Source organism: Sutcliffiella horikoshii, from assembly GCF_044809035.1.
In the GTDB taxonomy this organism is placed as follows: Bacteria; Bacillota; Bacilli; order Bacillales; family Bacillaceae_I; genus Sutcliffiella_A; species Sutcliffiella_A horikoshii_G.
In genome coordinates this window covers 4044486-4063980 of record NZ_CP085237.1, presented here as the reverse complement: position 1 = coordinate 4063980, position 19495 = coordinate 4044486, and the positions used below count along the sequence as shown (strand labels likewise).

Annotated in this window: 14 protein-coding genes; 13 read left to right on the top strand and 1 reads right to left on the bottom strand. The window is 47.3% G+C overall.

All coding sequences use genetic code 11. The features are described from left to right. Positions 1–254: 254 nt before the first annotated feature. The 10 genes from LG307_RS20765 to LG307_RS20720 all read left to right on the top strand — a co-directional run bounded on the left by LG307_RS20765 (position 255) and on the right by LG307_RS20720 (position 13983). Positions 255–1106 (top strand): peptidoglycan DD-metalloendopeptidase family protein, encoded by an 852-nt coding sequence (locus LG307_RS20765; protein ID WP_404446080.1) that lies wholly within the window; start codon positions 255–257, stop codon positions 1104–1106. A gap of 665 nt (positions 1107–1771) precedes the next feature. Beyond that, positions 1772–2725 (top strand): GNAT family N-acetyltransferase, encoded by a 954-nt coding sequence (locus LG307_RS20760; protein ID WP_404446077.1) that lies wholly within the window; start codon positions 1772–1774, stop codon positions 2723–2725. Between the two features lie 92 nt (positions 2726–2817). After that, positions 2818–4140 carry an ABC transporter substrate-binding protein gene (locus tag LG307_RS20755; RefSeq protein ID WP_404446074.1) on the top strand — a complete coding sequence of 441 codons (1323 nt, stop codon included), beginning with the start codon at positions 2818–2820 and terminating at the stop codon, positions 4138–4140. A 338-nt stretch (positions 4141–4478) separates the two neighbouring features. Beyond that, entirely contained in the window at positions 4479–8816 is a 4338-nt protein-coding gene (locus tag LG307_RS20750) for a phosphodiester glycosidase family protein (RefSeq protein WP_404446072.1), read from the top strand. 191 nt (positions 8817–9007) lie between these two features. Next, positions 9008–9604, top strand: coding sequence for a transposase (locus LG307_RS20745; RefSeq protein WP_404446070.1), 597 nt, complete (start codon positions 9008–9010; stop codon positions 9602–9604). Between the two features lie 70 nt (positions 9605–9674). Further along, on the top strand, positions 9675–11279 hold the full coding sequence (locus LG307_RS20740; RefSeq protein WP_404450520.1) for a gamma-glutamyltransferase family protein: 1605 nt from the start codon (positions 9675–9677) through the stop codon (positions 11277–11279). Positions 11280–11437: 158 nt separating this feature from the next. Beyond that, on the top strand, positions 11438–12001 hold the full coding sequence (locus LG307_RS20735; RefSeq protein ID WP_404446067.1) for a chromate transporter: 564 nt from the start codon (positions 11438–11440) through the stop codon (positions 11999–12001). Continuing rightward, positions 12001–12528 carry a chromate transporter gene (locus LG307_RS20730; RefSeq protein WP_404450519.1) on the top strand — a complete coding sequence of 176 codons (528 nt, stop codon included), beginning with the start codon at positions 12001–12003 and terminating at the stop codon, positions 12526–12528. Before LG307_RS20735 ends, LG307_RS20730 begins: the two co-directional genes overlap by 1 nt. A 94-nt stretch (positions 12529–12622) precedes the next feature. After that, positions 12623–13282: a pyroglutamyl-peptidase I gene (locus LG307_RS20725; RefSeq protein WP_404446065.1), complete on the top strand. Its 660-nt coding sequence runs from the start codon at positions 12623–12625 to the stop codon at positions 13280–13282. Positions 13283–13488: 206 nt separating this feature from the next. Continuing rightward, the gene (locus LG307_RS20720; RefSeq protein ID WP_404446062.1) at positions 13489–13983 is read left to right on the top strand and encodes a hypothetical protein; all 495 of its coding nucleotides are present in this window, start codon (positions 13489–13491) and stop codon (positions 13981–13983) included. 91 nt (positions 13984–14074) lie between these two features. Here LG307_RS20720 and LG307_RS20715 read toward each other — a convergent pair whose 3' ends face one another. Beyond that, complete coding sequence (locus LG307_RS20715) at positions 14075–16681, bottom strand: calcium-translocating P-type ATPase, PMCA-type (protein WP_404446060.1); 2607 nt, start codon at positions 16679–16681, stop codon at positions 14075–14077. Between the two features lie 366 nt (positions 16682–17047). Between LG307_RS20715 and LG307_RS20710 the strand changes: the two genes are divergently transcribed. The 3 genes from LG307_RS20710 to LG307_RS20700 all read left to right on the top strand — a co-directional run bounded on the left by LG307_RS20710 (position 17048) and on the right by LG307_RS20700 (position 19477). Next, positions 17048–17230, top strand: coding sequence for a hypothetical protein (locus LG307_RS20710; RefSeq protein WP_404446058.1), 183 nt, complete (start codon positions 17048–17050; stop codon positions 17228–17230). A 108-nt stretch (positions 17231–17338) separates the two neighbouring features. Then, entirely contained in the window at positions 17339–17641 is a 303-nt protein-coding gene (locus LG307_RS20705) for a DUF4212 domain-containing protein (RefSeq protein WP_404446055.1), read from the top strand. A 183-nt stretch (positions 17642–17824) separates the two neighbouring features. Next, positions 17825–19477, top strand: a complete 1653-nt coding sequence (locus LG307_RS20700) for a sodium:solute symporter family protein (protein ID WP_404446052.1) — start codon at positions 17825–17827, stop codon at positions 19475–19477. Positions 19478–19495: the final 18 nt, after the last annotated feature.

Below are 19495 nucleotides of genomic sequence, written 5' to 3'. Positions count from 1 at the left end.
GGAAACTATAAAAATGAAAAAAATAACCCTTTGGGGGTCAGACCCCCAAAGGATTTTCCCTCTTCATGTCGAATAGAGGTTCACCCGTCAGACCCCGGCTAATGCCGGGGTCTGACCCCTTTTAAAACTTTTTTCATCCTCCATGCATAAAACCGCCTCCATTGAAGGAAAATAAGCATTTCAAAAAAATTTTCTCAGCGCGATGTATATTATTCTGTGAATCTGTTCAGAATGATTGCTGAGGTGATGATACAATGAGAGAGGAAGAAAAGAAACGGACTTCTCAAAATTCAAATTGGCAACGCTTAATGAAAAAGCGTTGGGTGTTCCCAGCAATCTATCTTGGGTGCGCAGCAATCATTTTGACAGCGGTTTTAGTATCACAAACAGGTAATGAAACAGGTAACCCAGGAAACAACGCAGAAGGGCAAGGACCTACCACTTCTTATGGAGATCAAGATTCCGTAGAAGTAAACAGCCCAGTGGAAAACTTTGTAATGCCGGTAACAGATGTTAATTCTTCTGTCATCCAAAAACCATTCTGGGATGCTAATGCATCTAAAGAAGAGCAAGAAGCAGCTTTCATTGAATACAATGGCAGTTACCAACCAAATACAGGTATCGACATTGCAATGAAAGACGGCGAAACATTCGAAGTAGTCGCTTCTTTAAGTGGAACTGTAACGCATGTCGAAAATGATCCATTACTAGGAAACGTCGTTGAAATTGAGCATTTGGATGGAGTGAAAACAATCTATCAATCACTGACTGACGTACAAGTCAAAGTCAATGATTTCGTAGAGCAAGGTGAAACAATCGCCAAAGCGCACACTAACCAACTGAACAAAGACGCAGTACATGTTCATTTTGAAATCCGCAAGGACAATGTAGCAGTGAATCCGATCAGCTTTTTTAACAAACCAGTAACTTCCCTTTTAGAGGAAGAAGGACAAGCTTCTGAAGAAGGAAGCGAGCCAGCTGGTGAACAAGATAAAGAAGAAACTCCTGCAGAAGGCGAAGACAAGCCTGAAGACGGAGAAGACAAAGACGGCGACGAAGGATCTTCTGATGAAGAAAAAGAAGAATCCGTTAGCTATCTAACATAATACAAAGTCTTGTTAATAAAATAAATTGCTAAATCGATAAACTCTATTGAACCAAAGAGCAGCTTACAAACGGGAAACACAACTCCGGAAAGCTGCTCTTTTTCTATGCAAATTTTTATCTACTTTCACCTTAAACAAGGAATAAAACCTAGCCCACCCGGGTATACTAACAATACCGATACACAAACAACACAACAGCGCAAAAACAAGAGAATGTCAAAACCGCCAAACGCAGGTACCGTTTGGCGGTATTTTTTTGTTCTGAAAAAATTCAGAAAAGGGGTCAGACCCCTAAAGGTGTTTTGCCCTTCATGTCGAATACTATATAAGTTGGTCCACTAACACACACAATCCCCAACATCATGTCTTCAAGTTTCCCTCATTTTTTTCCTGTTTATGTTTAATTTCCATCCATGTCTTAACTCCTGTTTTTATTACTTCCAAAACATATAAAACTAGACAATATTACTTTGAAAACCAGCTGATTTCATAAGACTAACGTCACAATTATTGTGAAAATCCTTTCATTCCTAGTCTTTTTTCCCAGTCCCATACATTTCCTTTTTTAAAAAACAGAAAAAGGAACTGAACGACTCATGGAGAATTTTGTAGGCAGGCTGAGTAAATAGTTTAGAAGGGAGAGAAACAGCAAGGTGAATTCACTTATGAAAACGGTATCATTTAAACCTGAGCATGCTGGCTCCATTTTGAATGCATGGAATCAATCCATGGGCTCCATTCTGCCGATTCCGCAAAGGTTATTTCAACAGAATACCACCGATGAGCAAAGCTTCTGTCCAAAGAGCAGTTTTACAGCGGTCGAGAATGGCGAGGTGGTCGGTGCGGTAATCGCCAAAAGGTGGCCGGGCGAAACGCTTGGATATCATCCTGGCGGGGATGTTGGGTGGATCAATTTCCTTTTTGTAAAAGAAGGATGGCGCGGCAAAGGAATTGGCGGTCAGTTATTGAAAGAGGCGGAAGAGAGTCTCCGAGAGCAGGGATGCACCACGATTCATCTTGGCAGAGATGTGCAACATTTTTTTCCTGGGATTCCGCTGGAGTTAACGGAATCAATAGAATGGTTTAAAGGAAAGGGCTATCAATCTGGTGAAGTGGTCTTTGACATGATTCAAATGGTGGAAGAATGCGAAATCGAATTATCGGTGTCCGTGGAACCTGGTTTGCAGATTAAAAGGGGACAAAGCGGGGATGAACCAGCACTCATTCTTTTTTTACAGGAAGCATTTCCGGGGCGTTGGGAGTATGAGGTGCGCAGCCTGTTTGAACGAGGGGGAACGGCACAGCAATTCGTCCTGATCTGGCAGGGTGATAGAGTCAGAGGGTTCTGTCGAATAAATCGTCCGGATGACGCTGTGATAGGCTCCAATGTCTACTGGAGTGAGCTTTACAAGGGAAAGGCAGTAGGCGGAATCGGGCCGCTTGGCGTTTCTTCTCAGGTCCGGAAAAATGGACTTGGCTTGAAAATTGTCAAACAGGCGATGAAGGAGCTAAAAGAGGACGGGGGAGATGTCTGGATGATTGATTGGACCACGCTTGAGTCGTTCTACAACAAGCTTGGCTTTAAAAAGTGGAAGCAATACCTTCAAATGTCTAAATAAATTTTTTTTGACTTGGTTGAAATTTAATTTCAAAAAACTGATATAAAAATGACACTCAATATCGATTATTAACATTCAAGGGGGAATTGGCAGTGAGAAGGGGTATAAGTTTGGCAATGATCATGCTGCTTGTGGCATCAGTCATTCTTGGCTGTTCAAGCGATCAATCGGCATCAGGCGGCGGCAAAGATGTGGTAAAAGTATGGACGTTTCCTGTTCATGCAGAATATGAGGCAGAACTGCAGGAATTAATTGAATCATTTGAGAAGGAAAATGAAAATATCAAAGTAGAATATGAGGTGCTGAGCTGGGCGGAAGGTCCGCAGAAGTTTGATATTGCGTTAAATTCAGGCAGCCCGCCGGATATCTTTTTTGGAAAGCCACTGGGGAAATACGTGGATTCCGGGTTAGCAGTAAATCTTGATGGAAAATTAAATGTTTCCACAGACGATTATAACGACATTGCCTTGGAGTACATGAAAGTGGAGGGCGGCCTGTATGGTCTGCCGATTTATATGTTCCTGCACGTTTGGGGCGGAAACAAGCAGATGCTTGAAGCAGCGGGCATTGACTACGAAAAGATTCAAACAGAAGGCTGGACGTGGGATGAGTTCCGTGAGCATGCAGCCAAAGGTGTCGGGGAAAATGCAGCTGGAGACGATACGTACGGCCTTGTGTTCCAAGGGGTGAACGAAGAGCTGTTAGTGCACCTGGCGATGAACAACGGACTGCCATACCGCTTTACAGAGGAAGGGACCACTTGGAATGACGACAAAATCCTGGAAACGATGGAATTCATCCGTGACCTTGTGGATACAGGCATCATGCCAAAAGAAACAGCAGCCATCGACCCAGCAAAAAGAATGGAACTTTTCTATAACCATCAGGCACTATTCTTCGGCCGCGGCATCCCATATTTTGATCCGGTTGTAGAAGCGCATAATGAAGAAATCAAAGCAGGAAAAATAGAAGGCGAAGAAGTGAATTTTGTATTGCTGCCGCCGCCTCATAACGAAGGGGAAAAGCCGGTAACTCTCGGCGGATCTGAGGGGTATATGCTGTTTACCCAAAAAGGTGCAAAAGAAGAGCATGTCGCCAACAGTGTCAAAGTACTGGAGCATCTGACAGGTGCAGAAGCTGGAGCGGCAGCATCCGCACTTGCTTACGGACAAGTCCATAAAGATGCAATCGGCAAATTCGAAGTACCGCTTGCCCCATATAACGAAACGGCGGCAGAGGTCCTGACCTCTCACATTTTGCCTCCAAACGGCGCAAGTGCTGAAGCAACGGCAAAAGACGACCGCTTCCAATCGGAAGTGCTCGCCCCAACCTTCCAAGGACTGATCAGCGGCGAGCTCACACCGGAAGAAGCATTGGAAATATTTAAAGAGAAGGGGAAGGAGATTTTTAAGTAAGGGGAAAAAAGAAAAAAGGGGTCAGACCCCGGCAGGAATTTCCGCCCGGATGTCGAAAGCACCATGATTTCGAGTGATTGTCGGAATTTGGCGAACGAAAAGGGGTCAGACCCCTAAAGGGTTTTCTCAACGCTTGGAGTACACACACTCCTCCAAGCGTTTTTTCCATGGCTCTAGATTTTGTGATGCTATTTACCTATTTTTCCTTGGTTTACAATTTCTTTAAGAAACTTTCATATTTGTTTAATTTATGACAGGTAGTGTTTAGTTGGATGGCGGATTTTAGCTAGTTTGCAAGAATCATGTCAGAACACAAGATACATAGGGGGAATAAAACAATGAGGAAGATGAAAAAGCCATTATTAACATTATTCATTTGGGTGTTAGCGCTTCAGACGATCCTAGTACCAGTTGGCACAAGCACCATCTATCAATCCGCAGTCGAAACCTTTGCAGCGGAACAACAGTCGCAGGAGTTTTCACTCGGACAAGTGGTCGAGCGGGAAAGGCTCCAGATTGCTGCCGGCGTCGCTAAGGAAACAATGACCTTTGTCAGTGACCGGGGCAGACAGGAGGCATTCATCATGGATATAGACCTCCCAGACCCTGCAGTCACCATACAGGCAGGCTTACCGAACGGAAGCGTAGCAGCAATGACAAGCGTCCGTGAGCAGGCAGACGCAGCATCAACAGACGGTCAACGTGTGGTAGGTGCAGTGAACGGTGATTTCTTTAACACTTCCACCGGTGTCCCTATCGGAAATGTCATTCACAACGGGCAAATTCTTAAATCCTCAACCAGAGAAACATTTGGGATAACACAAGAAGGGCAGGCGCTCATCGGTTACCCAAACCCAAGCTTCACCCTTCAAATCGGTAACGAAAATCATCAGATCCACCACCTAAACGATGTGCGCCAGTCGAACCAACTGGCATTATACTCACCGGAAACGAAAGAAACACGAACGAACGAACACGGAACAGAAGTTGTGCTTTCCATTATGGAAGGAAACGTACACCAGCCCGGAACAACCAAGGCTACAGTGGAAAAAGTAATCAAGAATGTCGGAAACGAGAAAATACCCCAAGGCAAGCTTGTCCTATCCGGTCACGGAACTATGGCTGCTGTCCTGAATGACCTACAGGCAGGCCAGGAAATACAAATCACCACAGCAGTCGCAGAACAATGGCAGACGGTAAAAGAAGCGATCGGCGGCCAGTATGTTCTTGTAAAAGAGGGCCAAAAAACGAACCTGGTTTCCAACGCATTCACAACAGCGACGGCACCAAGAACAGCCGCGGGAATCAAAGCGGACGGCTCTGTCTTTTTTATCATCATGGATGGCAGACAGCCAGGATACTCGGAAGGAATCACCGTATTCGAGCTGCAAGATTTAATGTTTGAGCTAGGAGCAGTGGAAGCACTAAATTTTGACGGCGGCGGCTCGTCCACATTCGTCGCGCGTGAGCAGGGGGAAGAAGAACTATCGGTAGCGAACGTCCCTTCTGACGGAAGGGAACGCGGCGTAGCCAATAGTTTACTAGTTGTCTCCACAGCTGAAACCGGCGCACTCGGACAGCTTGCGATCAAACCGAGCTCCGTCCTGATGCTTGCGGAATCTGCATACCATTTCGATGCAAAAGGCATGGATGCAAACTACAACCCTGTACAACTGGAAGAAGCAGTTGCCTGGACGGTCTCTGATCCTTCTGTAGGCGCGGTTAACGCGGAAGGGACACTGACAGCAGGCCCAGCCGCAACAACCGGTAAAGTCATTGGAACATCAGAGAGCGGCGCTTTAGGCGAAGCAAATGTAACCATCGTCGACGAGCTTTCAAGCCTTACTTTTAACCAACAGGCCATGACTGTAAAAAGAGGGGAAAAGGCTGAGCTGAAAGTGACTGCACAATTTGGAGGCCGTCACGTTCATCATGATCCTTCCAATCTATCATGGGAAATCGAAGGGGACATCGGCCATGTCGATGAACAGGGAGTTTTCCATGCATCGCAACAATCAGGCCAAGGAAAAATCACGGTCAGCTATAAAAATGTATCAGACACGATGGACGTTCAAGTAGGCAAATTGCCAATCATCCTGGAAACATTCGAGGACGGCATCGACCACTGGACATCCAGCGGCGCTCGCTATAACTCTATTTCTATTAACCAAACAACCTATCCGGAGCCGGTACGCTTTGGAAACCACGCGCTTCAACTAAATTATGACTTTACCGGCACCATCGGAACGTCGGGAGCATATGCGCATCCGAGAACGCCAATTCAACTCGAAGACTATCCGGAAGCAATCGGGATGTGGGTCTATGGCGATGGCAAAGGGCACTGGCTGCGCGCACAGCTTAGAGATGGCAACAACTCAGCCATTGCGCTCGATTTTGCAACAACGATGGACTGGGAAGGCTGGAAATACGTCGAGGCACCCGTACCGCCTGGCCGTGTGCTGCCGCTGAAAATGGACATGCCAGTCCGCCTGATGGAAACGAACAATAACAATAAAAACGCAGGCACCATCTACGTTGACAATATCCGTGCAGTCTACGGCGAAACGAACGACGACCTGATCAACCCGACCATCACGGACCCATCACCGGCAGAAGGCAGCACGATGGCATCGACCGATTATACAATCAGCGCCACACTTGCTGACGAACAGACAGGCATTAACCCTGAACGCATTTGGATGCACGTGGACGGTAAAGAAGTGCCGGCCACTTTTAACAACGAAACAGGCGCCCTGAGCTACTCGCCGGAAAAGCCTCTGCTTGACGGTGCACACGAAATAAAAGTGACAGTCCAAGATAATTTTGGAAACGAATCATCGAAATCATGGCAGTTTGAACAAAATGCAGGCCAGCCGGGCATCACTATTGCTTACGGCGAGAACACCTTTATCGGCAGTGATTACGCTGTCTCCATCAACGCAGCGAAGTTAGAAGAAATGGACAGAGTATCACTAAAATTCACTTCTAAAATGCCTGCCAAGGAAATTGTGCTGGACCCATCCATCACAGAAGAGCAGATTGTGAAAAGAGAAATCACAGATAACGGTAAAATTTTGATTGAACTGAAAGATCTTGATACAGCGGTCTCCACCATCGGACAGATTACCTTCCATATCCCGAAAGAAGCATCAGGCAGCTTGGACATGCAACTGGAAGAAGGATCGGTTCTTATAAAAGAAACATCGGAAGCCGTACCACTGTTCATTCCGACCCTATCCCTGCCGTTACAAGCAGACTACAACATCTCGGTAGACCGTGCATCTGTAGGCTTCCCGGCTGTCCTTACCGTGAAAGACAGGGAAGGGAACCCGGTTGCAGGTGCGGAAGTGAAGGCATGGACGGATGCAGAGAATAGCGCCTCCCTTGGTAAAACAAATCAAGAAGGGCAACTGAAAACAGAAGAGTTAACCCGGAATGTCGGCAAAATTCAGATTCAGGCGGAAAAAGACAAGCGCTACAGCTTCGTAACAGAAGTGGAAGTGCTGAAACACCTAGGGGGCATTACACCGAAAAAAGTAAATGTAACCTTTAACGGCAACAAAAATCAGCGCACCGTCAACTGGACGACCACACCGCTTGTGACAAGTTCCGTTCTGGAATTTATCGAATACAGCCAATACGAGAAAAAAGGCTGGGAGGGAAGCAAGCCACGTAAAATAAAAGGCGAAAGCAACCCGCACCCTATGAACGAAGGCGAATTGCAGGTCCACTCCGTAACCGTGAACGGCCTTAAGCCAGGCGCCATTTATGCATACAGAGTGGGAGACGGGACCCCTGAAGGCTGGAGCGAAACAGCAACCATGTCGCTACCTGCACCAGGAAAAGGTTCTGACGAATTCAACTTTATCCTGATGGGCGATATCCAGGCAGCACCGAACCAATCAGAAACAGGCTTCGGACCATTTACAGACATCTATAAAAAAGCCAAAGCTGACTTCCCGAATGCAGGCTTCATGATGCAGGTAGGGGACTTGATTGATGACGGAAACCTTTACAATCATTGGTCCGAATTCTTCAAATCCATGGAAGACCCGTCCCTATCAGCATCCACGCCAATCGTGACAGCAGTGGGGAACCATGAGAACATCGGAAACGGCGTAGATACATTCAAGCAATTCTTCCGCATGCCGCAAAACGGACCAGAAGAATTCAAAGGCACCGTCTACTCCCTCGATTACGGGGACGCACATATTGCGGTACTGAATACAGAAACAGATAAAGAAGGGCTGATCAAACAAACAGAATGGTTAAAAGAAGACATGGCCAACACCGATAAAAAGTGGAAAATCGTCATGTACCACCGCTCGCCATACTTCTCCAATCCACAGGGCGGAAGCGGAAACGTACAGGAAGTCTTTCCAAAAGCATTCGATGAAATCGGCGTAGACCTTGCAATATCCGGACATGACCATGCATACGTAAGGACACATCCAATGAAAAACGGCCAAATCACAGAAGACGGCACTACCTACGTCATCGCAGGATCAGCAGGCGGCAAATTCTACGCAGCCGTCCCGCAAGACTACATGTCCGTCATCTTTGAAGAAAAAACACAAGTCTACTCCAACGTCTCCGTCAAAAAAGACGGCATCACCATCACCACCAAAACCAGAGACGGCCGAACAGTCGATGAGCATACAATAGAAAAGAAATAAAAAAAACACCTTTAGGGGTCAGACCCCTAAAGGTGTTTTGCCCTTCATGTCGAATACTATAGTAAGTTGGCCCATCTCATGCCAATCTCCGACACCAAGTCCCCTTACTTTCCACTTGAAAAATCCGCCAACACAACAAAACAAACCCAAACCCAAACCCAAATCCCACCCCCGAAAGGAGTACCACCACCATGCCCAGAAACCCAAGAATCTGGTTCCCCGGAGCCATGTACCACATCACCACAAGAGGAAATCGCCGCAGCATCATCTTTTTCGAACCGAAAGACTACCACACCTACAAGCGCATCCTCCTCGAAGTCAAACACAAATACCCGTTCAAACTGCACGCCTACTGCCTCATGACGAACCACACCCACCTGCTCATCGAAACCGAAACCACCAACATCAGCCTGATCATGCAAAAAATCAACACCAAATATGCCCAATACATCAACCGCAAATACAACCTCACCGGCCACCTCCTTGAAGGAAGATTCAAATCCAGCATCATCCACGACATCGACTACCAGATCGACGTTAGCAAATACATCCACCAGAACCCGGTCGCCGCCCAGATGGTGCACAACCCCGAAGACTACCCGTTCAGCAGCTACAAGCAATATCTTTACAACAACCAACACGACCCGCTCGTCACCACCACCGACATCCTGAAATACTTTTCCACCACCCACCACGAAGGCTCCTACCAAGAATACGTCAACACCCCCAACACCCGAATCCATTTCACCCCCAACAACAAAGCAAAATTTCTTATTTTGAAAAAATAAAGAATATTACGTATAATAGAAATTAATTCGAATAACGAAATAATAGGGGGATCCAAACATGACACTTAAACTGGACTATCTTAACAACCCATATCCATCCCAGCGCAACACCGTTTTCGCGCAAAACGGCATGGTTGCCACATCCCAGCCACTAGCCGCACAAGCCGGACTCGACATCTTGAAAAAAGGAGGCAACGCCATTGACGCAGCTATCGCAACCGCAGCCTGCCTGACCGTCGTGGAACCAACCTCCAACGGTATCGGCGGCGACGCGTTCGCACTTGTCTGGACAAAAGGGGAGCTCCACGGCCTGAACGCAAGCGGACCAGCGCCACAATCCATCTCCATCGAAGCGGTAAAAGAACATGGCCACGACACGATGCCTAAAATGGGACTCATCCCAGTCACCGTTCCCGGCGCACCATCCGCCTGGGCCGAGCTATCCAAGAAATTTGGCAAACTACCACTCTCAGAAGTGCTGCAGCCTGCCATCGACTACGCAGAAAAAGGCTACCCCATCTCGCCAACACTCGGCAAGTACTGGAAGGGCGCCTACAATGCCTATAAAAAATTCTGCACAACCGAAGAGTTCACGCACTGGTTCGAAACTTTCGCACCAGACGGTCGCGCGCCTGAGATCGGGGAAATTTGGTCCTCCAAAGGTCACGCCGACACCCTTAGACAAATTGGTGAAACAAACGGAGAAGCCTTCTACCGTGGCGAACTAGCCCACAAGATTGCAGACTTCTCGAAGCAGCACAACGGCTTCCTTACATACGAAGACCTAGCAGCCTACCAACCGGAATGGGTGCAGCCGATCAAGGTCAACTACAGAGGCTACGACGTATGGGAGATCCCGCCGAATGGCCAGGGAATCGTCGCCCTTATGGCACTCAATATGCTAAAAGAGGACACCTTCACCGAACGCGACAGTCTCGAAACCTATCACAAACAAATCGAAGCAATGAAGCTCGCATTCGCTGACGCCAAGAAATACGTTTCAGATACAACGACCATGACCCACACTGCAGAAGAATTGCTATCCGATTCCTTTGCAAAAGAAAGAAGGGGCCTCATTACCGACACGGCCCTCACGCCAGAGCCAGGAACACCGCCAAAAGGAGGGACTGTCTATTTGGCCACTGCCGATGGAGAAGGGAATATGGTATCCTTTATCCAGAGCAACTACATGGGCTTCGGATCAGGAGTCGTCGTACCAGGAACCGGAATCGGCCTGCAAAACAGGGGACATGACTTCTCGCTGGATCCAGAACATGAAAACGCGCTGGCACCAGGGAAGAAGACATACCACACCATCATTCCGGGCTTCCTGACAAAAGACAACGAAGCTGTCGGACCATTCGGCGTTATGGGAGGCTACATGCAGCCACAAGGACACATGCAAGTCGTCATGAACACCGTCGACTTCCACCTGAACCCGCAGGCTGCCCTGGACGCACCGAGATGGCAGTGGATGGAAGGCAAAACCGTACACGTCGAGCACCACTTCCCGCAACACCTGGCCCAAGCACTCCAACGCAAAGGCCACAACATCCAAATCACACTCGACGGAGGCAGCTTCGGCCGCGGCCAAATCATCTGGCGCGACCCACAAACCGGCACCCTCACAGGCGGCACCGAACCAAGAACCGACGGCTCCATCGCAGCGTGGTAACGAAGTAAAGAGATAAACGACTAAAGAGGGGTCTGACCCGCTCTCCGTTAAAGCACTAAACAACTAAAGAGGGGTCTGACCCTCACTCCACTAAAGCACTAAAGAAACCCTAGTAGAGTCAGGCAGCCCCTCCCCATAAAGGAGGAAACCACCACACCATGAAGCAGTGGGACTTATTTATCGCATTCTTCCGGGTTGGGATGCTCGGTTACGGCGGAGGTCCGTCCAGCATCCCACTTGTACATAAAGAAGTAGTAGGCAAGTACAAATGGCTCTCAGACGACGACTTCTCTGACATCCTGGCACTCGCCAACACATTGCCTGGACCCATCAACACCAAGATGGCCGGTTACATCGGATACAGAGTTGGCGGCTACACAGGCATGATGAACGCCGTCCTGGCATCCACCATCCCGACCATCATACTCATGATCGTCCTGCTCACCACGCTCTCAAGCTTCAAAGACCAAGCGTGGGTGCAAGGCATGACCAAAGCAGTCCTGCCTGTTGTCGGTGTCCTGCTTGCCGTCTTGACCTGGGACTTTCTATCAAAATCACAAAAAGGACTAGGGTGGCCCATCGCCATTTTCCTAATCCTTGCTAGTTTCCTATTTATCGAGATTCTCGACATCCATCCAGGAATCGTCATCGCACTATTATTGGCAGCGGCAGTCCTGAAAAAAGACAAACCAACACCTGAAAAAGGAGGGACCCAACCATGATGATCTATTGGGAGATTTTCCTCGCCTTTTTCATACCGGGCATCCTGGGGTACGGCGGAGGCCCCGCATCCATTCCGCTAGTGGAAAACGAAGTCGTCCACCGCTACGGCTGGCTCTCCGTCTCCGAATTCAGTGAGGTACTCGCACTCGGAAACGCCCTGCCCGGACCGATCGCAACCAAAATGGCCGGCTACATAGGCTACGAACAAGCAGGCATCCTAGGCGCTGCAGTCGGTGTTTTCGCCACCGTCGCACCATCACTCATCCTGATGATCGCGCTCATGAGCCTCCTGTACAAATTTCGAGACTCACCCAAAGTAAAACGAATGTCCAACTACGTGCGACCAACCATCGCACTCCTGCTTGGTGTCATGGCCTTTCGATTCTTCACCGAATCCTACGAAGCGAGCGGCACCATCCAAACAGTGTTCCTAGTTATCGCAAGCTATCTACTTCTTGAAAAATGGAAAGTGCACCCTGCATACGTCATTGTGGGAGCATTACTTTACGGAGCAGTATTACTTTGAATAAGCAGGTGGGACGGTTCACTGGCTCCTTCAAACATCGATCGAGGCGCCAAAACCGTCCTTCCACTTCCAAAATATAAGGAGGTCTGCCATCATGACCAAAACCCTACTTTTAACAGGCTTTGAACCTTTTTTGAATTTTAAAATCAACCCAACAGAGGAGATTGTCAGGGAATTGGATCAACAGATAATTGGGCAATACCAAGTTATAAGCCGGGTGCTGCCTGTTGATTTTACCAAATCGGAAAAGTTGTTATTGGAGTATATGGAAGAGCTACAACCAGATGCCGTGGTTGCACTTGGGCTTGCTGCAGGTCGGGCGCACATAACACCAGAGCGAATTGCAATCAATTGTAAGGATGCTGGTGGTGCACCGGATAATAATGGAGTCGTGCTTCAGGATGCACCAATCAATCCAAATGGCCCAGACGGCTACTTTTCCACCTTGCCGATCCGCGAGATGGTAAACCATTTAAATGAAAATAACTTTCCTGCAAAAATATCCAATACAGCAGGGACTTACCTTTGTAATAACGTCATGTACGCGGCCCTGCACAAGCTAGCGCAACAGGGAGCAGCTGGAGGTGCAAACCCAAACCCTACTGATGCAGATGAAACGAACACCGCCCAAATCCCGGCAGGCTTCATCCACATTCCAGCCTCACACCAGCTCGCGACCCAGCTCAACAACACACCAAGCTGGTCCCAGACTGACCTGACTGCAGCGATCAAACTGGCTATTGAAACGATGTGAGTGAAGGGAAGGGACCAATCCTAGGATGCAGGAGAGAACTTTGCCATTTCACTAACCGATAACGAAATGGCAAAATGTTCTCCGTACCTCATCCGGTAGCAAAATCCTCAGCAAACCACCACATTTTCCCCACCACCTGTAATAAGACAAATCCATCCTGAAATAGGGTAAGAGGTAGAATCCATCCCACAAGGAGGCAATCCACCTTGAAAAGACAACTCTGCCTATTTGCCCTGTTACTTGTTATGCTGCTATCAGCCTGTTCCACCACCGACACGGAAAAAGACGACCTCATTACCTATATAAATACCGAACTGCCAAAAGTAGCCGAACTGGAATTGGAGGCCATTGACTCCTATAGCAGCGTCTCCGGTCAAAACTATACAGACGACTGGACCATGTACGAGATCATCGACACCGTCACCATTCCAGCCTACGAAGAATTCATCACCAAGCTAGAAAGCATCCGCCCCAAAACCGAAGTCGTCAGAGAAATTCATGAAATCTACATCGAAGGCAGCAACGCCCAGCTTCAAGGGTTCAAAAAGATCCGGGTCGCCCTCGAACAACAAGACTACGATAAAGTTTTTGAAGCAAACGAACACCTTGACCATGGCCGCGCCAAGATTCGCGAATTCCAAACCAAACTAGACGACCTCATGGAAGAGCACGGCGTAGAGTACGAAGACGAAACACTATAAAAGAAACACTATAAAAGAAACACTATAAAACCTCCATCCCCCAAAAAAACCTGTATTCCCTTTGGAATACAGGTCATTGCAGATTCCTTTTTCAATCTTTCACAAAAATCAACTTATACAGTTGAATGAGCACAAGCGGCATAAGTGCCAGGGCATAGACATAGCCGAACTGGGCAGAAGTGAGTGTGGCAACTTCAAAAATCCCCTTTAAAGGATCAACCAGCAGAACAAGCTGCAGGAGCGCGATGCCTAAAACGACTGCCCCTATCAAGTAAAGGTTCGAAAACAAACCGACTTTGAATATCGACTGTCTGGAACGTGCGTTGAAGCCATGAAACAGTCGGGCAAGACATAGGGTGGAAAAAGCCATGGTACTGGCTGTCAAAGGATCGTCCATGGTTAGTCCGATATGAAACGCGATCAGGGTAGCGACCGCAATCAGGAATCCTTCACTTAGGAGCCGGGTTGCAAACACTTTATTGAGAAGCGGGGTTTCCACATCCCTCGGTTTTTCATCCATCACTTTTTTATTATGAGGTTCAAGTCCAATGGCAATCGCCGGCAGGCTATCTGTCAATAAATTGATGAACAGCAGATGCACTGGCGCAAATGGAACAGGTAATCCGCCTATAGCAGCATACAGAACAGATAAAATTCCTGCGGTGTTACCGGCAAGCAGGAACCGGATGGAATTTTTGATGTTGGCATAGATGCTTCTTCCATTGGCAATCGCCTTGACGATGGTGGAAAAGTTATCATCTGTCAAAACCATGGACGAGGCATCCTTGGCCACTTCCGTTCCTGTGATTCCCATGGCGATTCCAATGTTCGCCTGTTTCAATGCAGGACCATCGTTGACGCCGTCGCCGGTCATGGCAACGATATTCCCTTTTTCCTGCCAGGCTCGGACAATTCGTATTTTATGCTCTGGAGATACTCGTGCATAGACCGAAATGTCCTCCACCATGCCTTTTAAGTCCTCGTCATTTATCTTTTCCAGCTCAAATCCTTCCACCGCTTTATCGCCATCTCTGAAAATCCCGATTTCCTTTGCTATCGCGGAAGCGGTTATTTTATGGTCGCCTGTGATCATCACCGGTTTGATGCCTGCTGAAATGCATCGTTCGACCGCTTCCTTCGACTCCGCACGGGGAGGATCCATCATGGCAGTCAATCCGACAAATACTAAGTCATGTTCATCCTTTGTCGAGATATTCTCATAATTCTCCACCTCTTTATAAGCAAAGGCCAGAACACGCAGTCCGCTTTCCGAAAAGGAATGATTCACTTCGTCGATTTTCTTCCTGTCCTCTTCTGAAAAATTGGATATGCCATCTGACGTTTCTATTTTCACTACCCTATCCATTAAAACATCAACGGCACCTTTAGTAATCAGGACCTGTTTGGAATCTAGGGTATGGACAGTACTCATCAGCTTTCTGTCAGAATCAAATGGGACTTCCTTTAGTCTAGGGTAGGATTTCCTTGTTTCTATTTCGTCCATTTCATAAATTTTTTCCCCAAAATCCACCAAGGCAATCTCGGTAGGATCCCCAATCTCCTTATCCTTAGTGGTCTCTGCATCGTTACACAAAAGCTGCATAAGAAGGAATTTTTCATGGAGCTCCTGATCCAAACTCAATTTGTCGTGCTCATGAGTTTCTGAATCAAGAAACACTTTCTGCACGGTCATTTTATTTTGTGTCAGGGTACCAGTCTTATCTGAACAAATGACCGAGATGCTTCCGAGGCTTTCTACCGCGTGAAGCTTTCGAATAATGGCATTTTCCTTTGCCATCTTTTGTGTGCCAAACGCAAGCACGATGGTCACGATGGAGCTTAATGCTTCCGGTATGGCCGCGACTGCCAGGGCAACGGCAAACATGAAGGAGTCAATCAATGTCCGTCCCCGAAGGATATCAATTGCAAAAATCAGAACAGCAATAATGATAATCGCAATGGCAAGCTTCTTTCCGAAATTATCAAGATTCATCTGAAGTGGCGTTTTCTTCTCTTTGGCACTTTCCATCAAGTTGGCGATTTTACCGATTTCCGTTTTCTGGCCGATTTCTGTCACCACAATGACAGCTCTTCCATATGTAACAAAGCTTCCGGAGAAAACCATATTCGTCTTATCGCCAATAGAAACATCGTCCTCATTAATCGGATCAAGCGTCTTAAGGACACTAATGGATTCACCGGTCAAGGAGCTTTCATTTACCTGAAGGCTATGGGTTTCAATGATTCTCCCATCCGCACTTATGTAATCCCCTGCATCGAGGTAGAGTATATCTCCAACCACGACTTCTTTGGATGGGATTTCAATTTTATCTCCATTCCTTAAAACTTTGGCAGTGGGCGAGGAGAGGTTTTTCAAGCTCTTTAGCGATTGCTCCGCTTTTACATGCTGAACGGTTCCAAGAGTGGCATTGATGATCACCACGACCACGATGACGATGGTGCTTTCAAATTTCCCGACAAAGGCAGATAGTAACGCTGCCACGATAAGAATAATGACAAGAAAATCCTTGAACTGTTCCATAAAGACCCTAAAGGTGCTTTTTCGCTGTTCTTCTCCAAGTTCATTAAAACCATACTGTTCCTGTCTTTTTTTCACTTCCGTATCAGAAAGGCCGTCCTTTGTAACCTCAATACTCTTCATCACTTCTTCAAAGGGTAACTTATAAAATTTATCCATATATAGCTCCTTTCTTAACAGATTTATACTGTCTATACCCGAACTTTATTCACTACATACTATTCCTAAAAAAAATACTGTTATACACATATGAAAATGGTGTGAACGAGACACTTTTTCTGACCGATAATCAAGTTCAATCACCTCCGCACCACCTTTGTACTAATACACAATCCAAAAAACTTCTCGAAAAATGTAGAACTCTCTTTAAAAATAAACAGTTGACTTGAAACAGCCCTTATACCATAATCTAATTATTAGAATTATTATAAAATTCTGTCTTAATACAGAATAAACAAAACGAAAAGGGGAGGGATATTCGACACAAAAAACTAAAGCGCTTACAAAAAAGGAGACAACCACAACATGCTATTATTCTACCTATTCCTAATCATCACCGTCACCAGCATCTTTCTAGCAATAAAAAAACAAAAAACAGTCCTACTATCCGTCCCAATAGCAGCCCTTATCACCTACGCCGTCGTGGAAATCGCCCTAGTACCTGCGCCCTTCCTCGACACCATCAAATTCATCTTCAGCCTAAAATAACAAATAATGCACGTGGAAAAAAATTTTAACCCAAAAGGGGTCAGACCCCGGCAGGAATTCTGCCATCAACGTCGAACCCCACTCGCACAATCAAAAGGAGGCTAACCCTTGAGAAAAATCGAAAAGTCCGTTGCTGATGCTTATTTTCGCGAGAAGAACAAGTTTATCTTGATTTATTTGGCCATTTGGCTTGGCGTTTCATTCGGCATCGTCCTGTTCGCCGAATCCTTGCAATTTACCATTTTCGGAGGCTTCCCATTCCATTACTACATGGGCGCACAAGGCTCTATCATCACCTTTATCATCCTATTATTCGTCAACGCCAAAGTCAGCGACAAAATTGACGCAAAATACGGCATCGACGAAAAAGCCAACGAAGTCCTAAGCGCAGGCAAAACACTAGATCACTAAACTAAACTTAAACTAACTTAACCAAAACAAACCAAACACCCACACCTAAGAACCACACACTAAAAAACATTCTATACCCGAAAGTCTCACATCCAAGAATCTCACACACCATGAATCTCACAAAACACACGCAAGCACTTATAAATAAAAAGAAACCATACTAACCCAAAGGGGGCCCAACGATTGGATAATCAGTTTATCGTCTCACTCACCCTAATCCTGATCACATTCGGACTCTATATCGGCATCGCCATCTACAACAAAGCACGCCAAACCTCCGACTTTTACGTAGCAGGCCGCGGCGTACCACCAATTTTCAACGGAATGGCCATCGGCGCAGACTGGATGAGTGCAGCGTCATTCATAGGAATGGCCGGAACGATCATGCTACTTGGATACGACGGACTTGCATACATAATGGGTTGGACAGGCGGATACCTGCTCCTGACCTTCTTACTTGCACCACAACTCAGAAAATACGGCCGCTACACGGTCCCAGAATTCATCGGCGACCGGTTTGACAGCCACACCGCACGCGTTATCGCGGCGATCTGTACGATCATCATCAGTTTCACATACTCCATCGGCCAGCTTTCCGGCTCCGGAGTAGTTATCGGCCGCTTACTAGAAGTGGACGCAAGAATCGGAACCATGATCGGGGTAGTCCTAATCGCTTTCTACGCCGCATTCGGAGGAATGAAAGGGATCACCTGGACACAGGTAGCACAATACATCATCCTGATCATCGCGTACCTGGTTCCTGTTATCTTCATGTCCCTACAGCTTACCAACAACCCATTGCCATGGCTAACCTATGGAAACATCGTCAACGAACTTGGCGCATTAGACCGGGAACTCGGCGTTTCCGAATATTTTGCACCGTTCACCAACGGCACCAAGTGGCAGTTCCTAGCGCTCATGTTTACACTCATGGCCGGAACAGCAGGTCTGCCGCACGTTATCGTACGTTTCTACACCGTTTCCACCATGAAAGCAGCGCGCTGGTCAGGCGCATGGGCCCTACTTTTCATCGGTCTACTATACCTGTCCGCACCAGCATACGCAGCATTTTCCCGCTTCATCCTCATGAAGCAAGTAGCAGGAAGCCCGATTGACCAGCTTCCAGCATGGACACAATCCTGGGTCAATACAGGGAAACTGCAAGTCGCTGATACCAACGGCGACGGTACCCTCCAATGGAGCGAACTTATCATCGCAAACGATATCGTCGTTATGGCTACACCAGAAATCGCAAACCTTGGAGCCTTTGTCATCGGACTTGTAGCGGCAGGCGCTATGGCAGCCGCGCTTTCCACAGCGGGTGGACTGATGATTGCCATCTCGTCCTCCTTCGCACATGACATTTACTATCGTGTCATGAGACCGAATGCAACCGATAAAAACCGCCTCATGGTCGGCCGTGTCACCATCGTTACCGCAACCGTCCTAGCGGGTCTTGTAGCGCTTAACCCACCAGGGGCCATCACGCAGATCGTTGCCTGGGCATTCGCACTCGCATCCGGAACCTTCTTCCCGGCACTCCTTCTTGGGGTATGGTGGAAACGTGCAAACGCACAAGGCGTCATCGCCGGAATGCTTGTCGGACTAGGGGTCACGCTATCCTATATTTTCGCGGCAAAATACGGCGGCTTCACCATCCTTGGCATCATCGATACAGGAGCAGGTGTCTTTGGCGCAGCATCAGCCATCATCACCATCATCGTCGTATCGCTTAGAACCAAAGCGCCATCACAAAAACTTCAAGACGAAGTAGTCGACCTTCGTTATCCAGAACAAATGTCGTACAAAGATGGAAACGTCTGGATCGACAAATAAACCAAATAGCAGGGAGGA